Origin of the sequence: Citrobacter sp. C6_1 (assembly GCF_014596835.2) — a bacterium.
In the GTDB taxonomy this organism is placed as follows: Bacteria; Pseudomonadota; Gammaproteobacteria; order Enterobacterales; family Enterobacteriaceae; genus Citrobacter; species Citrobacter pasteurii.
The window spans coordinates 1,233,456-1,246,262 of the sequence record NZ_CP115031.1 but is presented as its reverse complement, the minus strand read 5'-3'; the positions used below and the strand labels follow the sequence as shown (position 1 = coordinate 1,246,262).

The window sequence follows — 12,807 nt, the reverse complement described above, 5'->3', positions numbered from 1 at the left end:
TATGAACAAAAAAACTATCGCTATCGTCGGCGGCGGTCAGGCTGCTGCTATGGCTGCCGCCGCACTGCGCCAGCAGGGATTTGACGGCGAATTACACCTGTTTTCCGATGAGCCGCATCAGCCGTACGAACGCCCGCCATTGTCCAAAGCTATGCTGCTGGACGACGCCCCGCAGCTACAGCCGGTGCTAAACACGGCCTGGTGGCAGGAAAATAATGTTCATCTGCATCTGAACGTGACTATCCAGACGCTCGGTCGCCAGACACATCAGCTAGTGCTGGCTGACGGCCAGGTTTATCCGTGGGATCAGCTACTGATTGCCACGGGAGCGGCTGCTCGTCCTCTTCCACTGCTGGATAAACTGGGCGATCGCTGCTTTACTCTGCGCCATGCTGGAGACGCCGAACGCCTGCGCGATGTGCTACAGCCGGGTAAGGCTATCGTGATCGTCGGTGCGGGCACCATTGGCCTGGAACTGGCGGCCAGTGCGACCCAGCGCGCCTGCCGGGTAACCGTGGTCGAGATGGCGTCGTCGGTGATGGGCCGCAACGCCCCTGCTCCTGTGCGCGATTACCTGCTTGCCCGCCACCAGCAGGCGGGCGTGCGGGTGTTACTCAACAGCGCCATTGAACACGCCGAAGCGGGAGAGTTTCTCTCGCTGACGCTGCAAAACGGCGAGACGCTGCTGGCCGATGCCGTAGTTTACGGCATCGGTATCGTGGCGAATGATGTACTGGCTTGCGAAGCAGGGCTGGAGACGGCGAACGGCATTATCGTTGATACCGCCTGCACCACGACCGACCCGGACATTTTCGCCGCCGGTGACGTGGCGCTCACTCGCCAACCGGACGGTTCGTTAGTCCGTGTGGAAAGTTGGGAAAATGCTAACTTCCAGGCACAGGTTGCTGCCGCGGCGATGCTCGGCTTGCCGCTGCCCACTGCCACGCCAGGTTGGTTTTGGACCGATCAGTACAGCGATAACCTACAGTTTGTCGGTGAGATGCAGGGAGAACGCTGGCTCATACGCGGCAATTCAGATGCGCATAAAGCAATATGGTTTAACCTGCAGGATGGCGTGATTGTCGGCGCAGTAACGTTGAATCAGGGACGAGAAATACGTTTATTGAGAAAATGGATTCAGGCAAAGAAAAAGCCACCAATGGCGGCTTTAGTCGATGAAACAATGTTGCTTAAGTCAATATAACTGCCGGATAGCACTTCGTTTATCCGGCCTACATGTGAGTTACCTGTAGGCCGGATAAGGTGTTTGTATGGCTTACGCGTAAACCGGGAAGCGTGCGCAGATATCCAGAACTTTACCTTTGACGCGCTCGATTATGGCTTCGTCATTGATGTTGTCCAGCACGTCACACATCCAGCCAGCCAGCTCTTTCGCTTCCGCTTCTTTGAAGCCACGGCGAGTGATTGCCGGAGAACCGATACGGATACCGGAAGTCACAAACGGGCTCTTCGGATCGTTCGGCACGCTGTTTTTGTTGACGGTGATGTTGGCACGGCCCAGCGCAGCGTCAGCTTCTTTACCGGTCAGGTTTTTATCAACCAGATCCAGCAGGAACAGGTGGTTTTCAGTCCCGCCAGAAACCACTTTGTAGCCACGGTTCAGGAACACTTCCACCATCGCTTTGGCGTTTTTAGCAACCTGCTGCTGGTAAACCTTGAACTCAGGCTCCATTGCTTCTTTCAGCGCCACGGCTTTCGCCGCGATCACGTGCATCAACGGGCCGCCCTGCGCGCTTGGGAACACCGCAGAGTTGAGTTTTTTGTACAGCTCTTCATCACCGCCTTTCGCCAGGATCAGGCCGCCGCGCGGACCCGCCAGCGTTTTGTGGGTGGTGGTGGTGACAACGTGTGCGTGTGGAACCGGGTTCGGGTAAACGCCTGCGGCAATCAGACCCGCAACGTGCGCCATATCGACGAACAGGTATGCGCCGATGCTGTCAGCGATTTCACGCATTTTTGCCCAGTCAACAACGCCGGAATAAGCAGAGAAGCCGCCGATGATCATCTTCGGTTTGTGCTCTTTGGCCTGCTTCGCCATGTCTTCGTAGTCAATTTTGCCGGACTCATCAATACCGTAAGGGATGATGTTGTACAGTTTGCCGGAGAAGTTAACCGGGGAGCCGTGAGTCAGGTGGCCGCCTTGTGCCAGGTTCATACCCAGAACGGTATCGCCCGGTTGCAGCAGAGCGGTGTAAACAGCGAAGTTAGCCTGAGAACCAGAGTGCGGCTGTACGTTAGCGTAGTCAGCGCCAAACAGCTCTTTGGCACGATCGATAGCCAGTTGCTCAACGATATCAACGTACTCGCAACCGCCGTAGTAGCGCTTGCCCGGATAACCTTCAGCATATTTGTTGGTCAGCTGAGAACCCTGCGCCTGCATAACACGCGGGCTGGTGTAGTTTTCGGAGGCGATCAGTTCGATGTGCTCTTCCTGACGTACTTTTTCCTGCTCCATAGCCTGCCACAGTTCGGCATCATAATCGGCAATGTTCATTTCACGCTTTAACATCCGCATCTCCTGACTCAGCTAACAATAGAATTTCGGCCTAAAAAGGCAGTCCCTAGGACTTCGGCCAACAGTATAACCGAATCATTCTTCGATAACAGGTCTTGACAAAGGATTTTACGCAAACGATTACCTTCACGGCACGCAAGGCTTTGGAGAACAAAGGTCTGCTGAATTTCAACGGATTTCTTTTCAGGTTTGTGATGCAGATTTTTCACGATGTAACCTTTACAACGCAAAGTTACAAAGAACCATTTACAATGCAGGGGTATTTTTTATAAGATGTATTTGACATACATCATTAAAGTCTCAGATAAAGGAAGACCGTATGCTTGACGCACAAACCATCGCTACAGTGAAAGCCACCATTCCCCTGCTGGTTGAAACAGGTCCGAAGCTGACCGCCCATTTCTACGATCGCATGTTTACGCATAACCCAGAGCTGAAAGAAATTTTCAACATGAGTAACCAGCGTAATGGCGATCAGCGCGAGGCGCTGTTTAACGCGATTGCCGCGTATGCCAGCAATATCGAAAACCTGGCGGCGCTGTTGCCAGCGGTTGAGAAAATCGCGCAGAAGCATACCAGCTTCCAGATTAAACCAGAGCAGTACAACATCGTGGGTGGTCATTTGCTGGCAACGCTGGACGAAATGTTCAGCCCAGGCCAGGAAGTGCTGGATGCGTGGGGTAAAGCGTATGGTGTGCTGGCGAACGTTTTCATCAACCGTGAAGCGCAAATCTATAGCGAAAATGCCAATAAAAATGGCGGCTGGGAAGGTACCCGTCCTTTCCGTATCGTGGCAAAAACGCCGCAAAGCGCACTGATTACCAGCTTTGAGTTTGAGCCTGTCGACGGTGGCGCAGTAGCTGAATATCATCCGGGGCAATACCTGGGCGTTTGGCTGAAACCGGAAGGTTTCCCGCATCAGGAAATTCGTCAGTACTCACTGACCCGTAAACCTGATGGCAAAGGCTATCGTATTGCCGTTAAGCGTGAAGACGGTGGTCAGGTTTCCACCTGGCTGCACAACCATGCGAATGTTGGCGACGTTGTTCACCTGGCCGCACCTGCGGGCGATTTCTTTATGGACGTTGCGACCGACACCCCGGTATCTCTGATCTCCGCGGGCGTGGGACAAACCCCAATGCTGGCGATGCTGGACACGTTGGCAAAAGCGAAGCATACGGCGCAGGTTAACTGGTTCCACGCGGCAGAAAATGGCGATGTACATGCCTTCGCTGATGAAGTAAATGAACTCGGCAAAACGCTGCCACGCTTTAGTGCACACACCTGGTATCGTGAGCCAACCGAAGCCGATCGCGCGAAAGGTGCGTTTGATAGCGTAGGTCTGATGGATTTGAACAAGCTGGAAAGCGCAATCAGCGATCCGGCGATGCAGTTTTATCTGTGCGGTCCGGTTAGCTTTATGCAGTTTGCCGCAAAGCAGCTGGTTGGTCTGGGCGTAAAAAACGAGAACATTCATTACGAATGCTTCGGCCCGCATAAAGTCTTGTAATGTATTACGCGAGTAGGCCGGATAAGGCGTTTATGCCGCCATCCGGCAACCACCCTGCCTGATGCGTTACGCTTATCAGGCCTACAAATTAACGGCGTGGCTTAGATTGCCGCGTCGTCTTCTTCGCCGGTACGGATACGAATAACACGCGCCACATCGAAGACAAAAATCTTACCATCGCCGATCTTGCCGGTCTGGGCAGTACGAATAATGGTGTCGACGCAAGTATCGACAATATCGTCGGTAACCACAATTTCAATTTTTACCTTCGGCAGAAAATCCACCATATATTCCGCGCCACGGTACAGCTCGGTATGGCCTTTCTGACGGCCAAAGCCTTTCACTTCCGTTACCGTCATACCGGTAATGCCGACTTCGGCCAGAGCTTCGCGGACGTCGTCCAGCTTGAAGGGTTTAATAATCGCATCAATCTTTTTCATGCTATTCCTTGAAAAGGTCGCCTGTCTTTTGATCGAATAAAGCTAACATAATCCGCAGATTTATTCTTTGAAATCGTTTGCATCCAGCTCATGACGAGAGAGCAGCTTGTAGAACTCGGTGCGGTTGCGTCCCGCCATTCGCGCCGCATGGGTTACATTGCCCTTGGTGATTTGCAGCAGCTTACGCAGGTAGTTGAGTTCAAACTGGTTGCGCGCCTCAACAAAGGTCGGCAGCGCGGTGTTTTCCCCTTCCAGCGCCTGCTCCACCAGCGCGTCGCTGATCACTGGCGAAGAGGTCAACGCCACGCACTGCTCAATTACGTTGACCAGCTGACGCACATTGCCCGGCCAGCTGGCGGTCATTAACCGCTTCATGGCATCGGTTGAAAAGGCGCGTACGAACGGTTTGTGCCGTTCAGCAGACTGGCGTAGCAGATGGTTTGCCAGCAGCGGAATATCTTCCGTACGTTCAGCCAGCGCCGGGATCTTCAGGCTCACTACGTTGAGGCGATAGTACAAATCCTCACGAAATTCCCCCCGCGCCATTGCTTTGGGTAAATCGCGGTGGGTCGCGGAAACGATCCGTACATCAATGTCGATATCGCGGTTACTTCCCAGCGGTCTGACTTTTCGCTCCTGCAATACGCGCAGCAATTTAACCTGCAACGGTGCTGGCATATCGCCAATCTCATCGAGAAACAGCGTCCCGCCTTCCGCAGCCTGAAACAGCCCTTCACGATTGCTCACCGCGCCGGTAAAAGCGCCGCGCGCATGACCAAATAGTTCAGACTCAAGCAGTTGTTCCGGCAACGCGCCACAGTTAATGGCAATAAAGGGCTTGTGGCTGCGCGGGCTGGCGTTGTGAATCGCCTGGGCAAAAACCTCTTTTCCGGTCCCACTTTGGCCGTTGATGAGTACGCTAACATCCGATTGCGCCACCATTCGCGCCTGTTCCAGCAAACGCAGCATCAGCGGACTGCGGGTGACAATGGACTCACGCCAGCTGTCATCAGTAGCAGGCGCAGACTGTTCCAGCGCTCCGTCAATCGCGTGATATAACGCATCCTTGTCGACTGGCTTAGTGAGAAAACTGAACACCCCTTGCTGGGTCGCCGCAACGGCGTCCGGTATGGAGCCGTGAGCGGTCAGGATAATAACCGGCATTCCCGGCTGCACTTTCTGGATTTCAGTAAACAGCTGCATGCCGTCCATTTCATCCATGCGCAGATCGCTAATAACCAGATCCACTTTTTCGCGATTCAGCACCCGTAGCCCTTCCTGCCCGCTTTCCGCGGTCACGACGCTGTAGCCTTCACTGGTCAGTCGCATTCCAAGTAATTTCAACAGACCCGGGTCATCATCCACCAGCAGCAGATGCGCAGGCTTACGGCTTATCATGGCGTTACCTCATCGGCTGGCGGCGTGGCGCCATTCTCGTCATCGGGCGTGGTGAGTTTATCGTTCCCGTGCGGCGCATCAGGATTGTAGCTCCCGGCGGGTTTGCGCGTGGAAAGCTGGCGCTCAATATCGGTCAGATTCTCCAGCTTGCGGGTCGTGAGATCGAGCTGGGACTGCAAATGCTGTTGCTGTTGACGCAGCGTATCGAGATCGCTGTCTGACGACTGCTGGAGCTTACTGTAGCGCAGGCGCTCTTCGGCAAGCTGTAACTGCAACATTTGATTACGGAACCAGGCCTGATAAAGCGGTCGAACCTGAGTCGGAATTTGTGGGTTTAACGCGTCGAGACGCGTAACTACCTCCCGCCGTTCAGGCGGGGTAATACGGGCGTTATCAAGCAGGATCCCGCGTTTGAAAGCGCCCTGCCAGGAATCCGTGAGTTGAGCACTGGCTTCACTGCGCGCCTGCACCGGCATCATGCGATCGGCACAGTCCATCGCCCGCAGCCAGTACAGCGGGTTGGTTTCTGTGGACTGGCCAGACAGCGACCAGATATCCGTACAGTCGGTTGCAAGGTAGTCCGCCAGTTGATGCGGCGGAATTTTCTCCTGAGAAGGATCGCCGATGATATGATTCACCGCGTTCGGAACGCAGCCAACCAGCGCCAGACACGGCAGGCTTGCGAGGATAACGCGACGGAAAAAATGTCGTTTAAGCATTCGAACAACAACGTAAGGCATACTCACCAGACTTAGGTTTATTTTAGTGATTTTTCGCAGCAGCTAGCGGCAGCTCTATGCGAAAACAAACGTTTTGCGCATGGTCATCAACCAGATACAGTTTGCCCCGCATACGGCGGATGCAATCTCTGGCAATGCTCAGCCCCAATCCGCTTCCTTTTACCGCCCCTTTTCGCTGATGGCTTCCCTGGAAAAAAGGCTCGAAGATCATGGTCTGTTCCGCTTCTGGAATCGGTGTGCCGGTATTCATTACATCAATATATACCGTTGAGCCATGCAAACTGCTGCGGATCCAAATGTTACCGGATTCAGCGCCGTAGTGCACCGCATTGGAATAAAGATTGTCCAGCACGCTCATTAATAGCATCGGCTCAGCCAGGCAGGCGTTCACCGCAAGCGCAACATCAGTATGGATCATTTTGGCGCGGGCGGGCAGGCTATGCGCAGAAACCACGCTTTCCACCAGCGGCACGATTTCTACACTTTCAAGCTCAACCTCATCATCCGCCAGCTTGCGGTTGTAATCGAGAAGCTGCTCAATCAGTTTTTGCAAGTTGCGGCTGCTGTCATCGAGGATGCCGACCACCTCTTTTTGCTCCGGTGTTAACGGGCCCACTACCTGATCGGCCAGCAATTCGGTACCTTCGCGCATACTCGCCAGCGGTGTTTTCAGCTCATGAGAAAGATGGCGTAAAAACTGATGCCGCTGCGACTCAAGCCAGGAAAGACGTTCGCTCAGCCAGATAATGCGCTGCCCCACGGATCGCAGCTCACGGGGCCCGGTAAATAATACGCTATCGCCCAGTGAGCGCCCTTCCCCCAGACGGTTGATCATCCGCTCGATGCCCTTCACCGGGCCGATAATCATGCGGGTAAACAGCAGCACCATCGCCAGGCTAACGAGAAACAGCAGCAGCGCCTGCCAGCCAAAGAACTGACCACGTTCGGCAATTTCTTGTTGTAACTGCTGACCACGCGAGAAAACCACGGTACGTGTGGCCTGCACCATGTCGGTATTCGCATTAGCGAAGGCTTCCAGGCGGGCTGCCGCCACGCTGTCAGGGCCGCTGTTACGACACTGCAATTGAGCGAGATCGTTGAGATCCTGCCGCAACGCCTGGTAGAGCTTGTTGTCCGGCAACACGCCCGCATGTGCATCCAGCATGTCGCTATAACGTTTACGCTGGCTCTGGTAAACCTTTGCCAGCGTCGGATCATCCAGCACACAATACTGTCGGTAGCTACGCTCCATCTCGAGGGCAGCATTGGTCATCGCTTCACTGCGTCGGGCGTCAATCAACGTAGTTCGGTTAGTCAGCGCTGCCTGCGCGCTCAGGGCATTCAGACTTTGCCACGCCTGCCAGGCCAAAACTAACAACGGCAGCAGGATCAGCAAAAATGCCAGCGTCACCAATTGACGTAAAGATCGGGGGAAAACAGACCAGCGCTTCAAGGCGTTACTCTCAATGGACGGAAATAGATTGATGCTAACTGAGGGGAACGTCAGATACAACAAAGCCGGGATTAACCCGGCTTTGTTATGGAATAAGGCGGTGCCTAACTCGACGTTTCGCCCGAAGGTTGATATGAGCTTCGCTAATATCAGATGTTGGACGGCAGGCACCTTGTTGTGCGTCATTCGAAGTTTATGTAGCACGTCCCGAAGGGGCTGACATAAGAAGGTGAATGAGCCACTGGTTAATATTATGCAGCATCTGTGCCAATATTCAAAACACTTTATTAACACAATGATAAATATAGAAAATATGATTATTTATTTGAGAAATGATTTTGACCATTTTTCACCCACACCGTCGCCAATCAGCAACACCTGTAGCATTTAAAAACAAATCATTTATAAATCAAAAAATTAAATGTCTCTTTTTGACGACAACGCCACCTCACCTATGTCGGCATTTCCCGACACTTTACTTTTAGGTGCAAGCGCTGAGTTTATTGCCGGATAGCGGCGTGAACGCCTTATCCGGCCTACAACCGCATTTCCCCGTAAGCCTGATAAGCGTAGCGTCATCAGACGGCAGACAAAAAAAAGCCCCTCACGAGAGGGGCCTGATGATCATAGGCTAATTATCCAAGCTGTTTACGCGCGTTGCGGAAGATACGCATCCACGGGCTATCCTCGCCCCAGTTTTCCGGGTGCCAGGAGTTGCTCACGGTACGGAACACGCGTTCCGGGTGTGGCATCATAATGGTGACGCGACCATTTTCAGTGGTCACAGCAGTAATACCGTTCGGCGAACCGTTCGGGTTAGCCGGGTAAGCCTCGGTCACCTTACCGAAGTTATCAACGTAGCGCAGTGCCACCAGACCTTTGCTCTCAAGCTGAGCCAGATGCGCACCGTCACGCACTTCCACACGACCTTCACCGTGAGAAACGGCAATCGGCATCATCGACCCCACCATATCGGCAAGCAGTAAAGATGGGCTTTGCGTCACTTCGACCAGGCTGAAGCGGGCTTCAAAGCGGTCGGAGTGGTTACGCACAAAGCGCGGCCACAGGTCGCTTCCGGGGATTAGCTCACGCAGGTTAGACATCATCTGGCAACCGTTACACACGCCGAGTGCCAGCGTTTGCGGGCGATGGAAGAAGGTTTCGAACTCATCACGCACACGGTTGTTGAACAGAATTGACTTCGCCCAACCTTCGCCTGCGCCAAGCACATCGCCGTAAGAGAAGCCACCACAAGCCACCAGCGCCTGGAAGTTACCCAGGCCGATGCGTCCGCCCAGCAGGTCGCTCATGTGTACATCGATGGCGTCAAAGCCCGCACGGTGGAAAGCCGCCGCCATTTCGACGTGGGAGTTAACGCCCTGCTCGCGCAGCACGGCCACTTTCGGACGCGCGCCAGTGGCGATGTACGGCGCGGCAATATCTTCGTTGATATCAAACGACAGTTTAACGTTAAGGCCTGGGTCGGCATCGTTGGTTTTAGCATCGTGTTCCTGATCGGCACACTCTGGGTTGTCGCGCAGACGCTGCATCTGCCAGGTGGTTTCCGCCCACCACATACGCATCGTGGTACGACTTTCGCTGAACACCGCATGACCATCTGCTTCAACCACAAAGCGGTCGCCCTGCACGGCTTGACCCAGATAGTGCACGCAATCGGCCAGGCCATGTTGAGCCAGCAACGCCTCAACCGCGTCACGATCGGCTGCCCGAACCTGAATCACCGCGCCCAGCTCTTCGTTAAACAGCGCCGCCAGACGATCGTCACCCAGAGAGTGAATATCAGCTTCAATACCGCAGTGACCGGTGAAAGCCATTTCCGCCAGCGTAACCAGCAGTCCGCCGTCGGAACGGTCATGGTAGGCCAGCAGCTTACGCTGTGCGACCAGCGCCTGAATGGCGTCGTAGAAGCCTTTCAGCTGCTCTACGTTACGCACATCGGCAGGCTTATCCCCCAGTTGACGGTAAACCTGCGCCAGCGCCGTCGCGCCCAACGCGTTGTGACCAAGACCAAGGTCAATCAGCAACAGGGCGTTGTCTTCAGTAGAAAGCTGCGGGGTAATCGTGTGGCGCACGTCTTCCACGCGGGCAAAGGCGGTGATCACCAGCGACAGCGGCGAGGTCATTTCACGCTGTTCGTTGCCTTCCTGCCAGCGGGTTTTCATCGACATAGAGTCTTTGCCCACCGGAATGGTCAGGCCAAGCGCCGGACATAATTCTTCCCCAACGGCTTTTACCGCTTCGTACAGTCCGGCGTCTTCGCCAGGGTGACCTGCAGCCGCCATCCAGTTGGCCGACAGTTTAATACGTTTGATATCGCCAATCTGCGTTGCCGCAATGTTGGTCAGCGCCTCACCTACAGCCAGACGCGCAGAGGCTGAGAAGTCGAGCAATGCGACTGGCGCGCGCTCGCCGAGAGACATCGCTTCGCCGTAGTAGCTATCGAGGCTTGCGGTAGTGACCGCGCAGTTGGCGACCGGGATCTGCCATGGACCAACCATCTGGTCACGCGCCACCATACCGGTAACGGTACGGTCACCGATAGTCACGAGGAACGTTTTCTCCGCGACAGTTGGCAGATGCAGCACGCGGTTAACCGCATCTGCAATCGAGATTTCACTACGATTCAGTGCATCGCCTTTGGCTTTCAGCGTCTGCACATCGCGGGTCATTTTCGGTGTTTTACCCAGTAGCACATCGAGTGGCATGTCGATCGGCTGGTTGTCGAAGTGGCTGTCGCTCAAGGTCAGATGCTGTTCTTCGGTGGCTTCACCGATCACCGCGTACGGCGCGCGCTCGCGCTTACACAGTTCGTCAAACAGCGGTAGCTGATCGGCAGCAACCGCCAGCACGTAGCGCTCCTGGGATTCGTTACACCAGATTTCCAGCGGGCTCATGCCCGGCTCGTCGCTGAGGATGTCACGCAGCTGGAACTTACCGCCGCGGCCGCCATCGCTGACCAGCTCCGGCATGGCGTTAGACAGGCCACCCGCGCCAACGTCATGGATAAACAGGATCGGGTTGGCATCGCCCATCTGCCAGCAGCGGTCGATAACTTCCTGGCAACGACGTTCCATTTCCGGGTTATCACGCTGTACAGAAGCGAAATCAAGATCGGCATCAGACTGGCCAGAAGCCATAGAGGAGGCTGCCCCGCCGCCAAGGCCAATGTTCATCGCCGGGCCGCCGAGGACGATCAGCTTGGCGCCAACGACGATCTCGCCCTTCTGCACGTGATCGGCACGGATGTTACCGATCCCGCCTGCCAGCATGATCGGTTTATGGTAACCGCGCAGCTCTTCGCCGTTATGGCTGTTGACCTTTTCTTCATAGGTACGGAAGTAGCCGGTCAGCGCCGGGCGACCAAATTCGTTGTTAAACGCCGCGCCGCCCAGCGGGCCTTCGGTCATGATGTCGAGCGCGGTGACAATACGATCCGGCTTACCAAAGTCCTCTTCCCAAGGCTGTTCAAAGCCAGGAATACGCAGGTTGGAGACGGAGAAGCCTACCAGCCCGGCTTTCGGTTTTGCACCACGCCCGGTTGCACCCTCATCGCGGATTTCTCCGCCGGAGCCGGTTGCCGCACCTGGCCACGGAGAGATAGCCGTCGGGTGGTTATGAGTTTCTACCTTCATCAGGATGTGGGCTGGTTCCTGATGGAAATCGTAGCGGCCGGTTTTGTGATCGGCAAAATAGCGACCCACTTCAGAACCTTCCATTACCGCGGCGTTGTCTTTATAGGCAGACAACACGTGGTTCGGCGTGGTTTCGAAGGTATTCTTGATCATCTTGAACAGCGACTTAGGCTGTTGTTTACCGTCGATAATCCAGTCAGCGTTAAAAATCTTGTGGCGGCAGTGCTCGGAGTTAGCCTGCGCAAACATATACAGCTCAATGTCGTTCGGGTTGCGTCCCAGTTTGGTGAACGCATCCTGCAGATAGTCGATTTCGTCTTCCGCCAGCGCCAGACCCAGACGCAGGTTAGCGTCGATCAGCGCCTGACGTCCCTCACCCAGTAGATCAACGCTGGAGACCGGTGCTGGCTGGTGATGAACAAACAGTTTTTCGGCATCGTTCAGCGCAGAGAAAACCGTTTCCATCATGCGGTCGTGCAGTTCGTCGGCCACCATCTGCCATTGCTCAGCGGTCAGTGTAGAGGCTTCTACATACCAGGCAATGCCACGTTCCAGGCGGCTAATCTGGTGCAGACCGCAGTTGTGGGCAATATCAGTCGCTTTAGAAGACCACGGGGAGATGGTGCCAGGGCGAGGCGTAACCAGCAGCAGTTTTCCTTCCGGGGCGTGGCTGTGAAGAGCAGGGCCATATTTCAGCAGACGTGCTAGCTGCGCGTGCTCATCCTCATTCAACGGTGCATTCAGATCGGCAAAATGGACGTACTCGGCGTAAATATTGTGGACCTGGAGGTTGGCAGCCTGAAAACGTGCCAGCAGTTTGTTAATACGGAATGCAGACAGTGCAGGTGAACCACGCAGAATTTCCATCATAAGTCTCTCGTCTTCTAAGCTTTCGGTGTGCCCAAGTGGGGAAACGGGCGTCATTATAAAGAATCTACCGCGCCGACGAAACCGTTTGCGTCGAAATAAAATCACGACCGTCACTTATCATCAAATGCGGTCAGATTTCTGAATAAGTTGCCAACTGACGCAAGTTTAAGCAAAATGCCGCTCATTAATGACAACTTCACTTCTTAA

8 protein-coding genes are annotated in these 12,807 nt (G+C 54.6%); 2 read left to right on the top strand and 6 right to left on the bottom strand.

The genetic code is table 11. The annotated features are described in order from the left end of the window. Nucleotide 1 precedes the first annotated feature (1 nt). A complete protein-coding gene (gene hcaD / locus IB196_RS06055; RefSeq protein ID WP_188232157.1) occupies nucleotides 2–1,204 on the top strand; it encodes a phenylpropionate dioxygenase ferredoxin reductase subunit in 1,203 nt (400 codons plus the stop codon). Nucleotides 1,205–1,276: 72 nt separating this feature from the next. Here the strand turns inward: hcaD and glyA are convergent, their stop codons facing one another. Further along, on the bottom strand, nucleotides 1,277–2,530 hold the full coding sequence (glyA, locus tag IB196_RS06050; RefSeq protein WP_188232158.1) for a serine hydroxymethyltransferase: 1,254 nt from the start codon (nucleotides 2,528–2,530) through the stop codon (nucleotides 1,277–1,279). Nucleotides 2,531–2,855: 325 nt separating this feature from the next. On the opposite strand from glyA, the gene hmpA reads away from it, so the two are divergent. After that, nucleotides 2,856–4,046, top strand: a complete 1,191-nt coding sequence (gene hmpA, locus IB196_RS06045; protein WP_188232159.1) for an NO-inducible flavohemoprotein — start codon at nucleotides 2,856–2,858, stop codon at nucleotides 4,044–4,046. Nucleotides 4,047–4,147: 101 nt separating this feature from the next. On the opposite strand, the gene glnB is transcribed toward hmpA, so the two are convergent. The 5 genes from glnB to purL all read right to left on the bottom strand — a co-directional run bounded on the left by glnB (nucleotide 4,148) and on the right by purL (nucleotide 12,600). Beyond that, nucleotides 4,148–4,486: a nitrogen regulatory protein P-II gene (gene glnB / locus IB196_RS06040; RefSeq protein ID WP_002914032.1), complete on the bottom strand. Its 339-nt coding sequence runs from the start codon at nucleotides 4,484–4,486 to the stop codon at nucleotides 4,148–4,150. A 60-nt stretch (nucleotides 4,487–4,546) separates the two neighbouring features. Then, nucleotides 4,547–5,881 carry a two-component system response regulator GlrR gene (glrR, locus tag IB196_RS06035; protein WP_304502307.1) on the bottom strand — a complete coding sequence of 445 codons (1,335 nt, stop codon included), beginning with the start codon at nucleotides 5,879–5,881 and terminating at the stop codon, nucleotides 4,547–4,549. Continuing rightward, the gene (gene qseG, locus IB196_RS06030; RefSeq protein WP_040233432.1) at nucleotides 5,881–6,624 is read right to left on the bottom strand and encodes a two-component system QseEF-associated lipoprotein QseG; all 744 of its coding nucleotides are present in this window, start codon (nucleotides 6,622–6,624) and stop codon (nucleotides 5,881–5,883) included. Before qseG ends, glrR begins: the two co-directional genes overlap by 1 nt. A gap of 22 nt (nucleotides 6,625–6,646) precedes the next feature. Beyond that, nucleotides 6,647–8,077 (bottom strand): two component system sensor histidine kinase QseE/GlrK, encoded by a 1,431-nt coding sequence (qseE, locus tag IB196_RS06025; RefSeq protein WP_188232167.1) that lies wholly within the window; start codon nucleotides 8,075–8,077, stop codon nucleotides 6,647–6,649. 635 nt (nucleotides 8,078–8,712) lie between these two features. Beyond that, a complete protein-coding gene (purL, locus tag IB196_RS06020) occupies nucleotides 8,713–12,600 on the bottom strand; it encodes a phosphoribosylformylglycinamidine synthase (protein ID WP_188232160.1) in 3,888 nt (1,295 codons plus the stop codon). Nucleotides 12,601–12,807 lie beyond the last annotated feature (207 nt).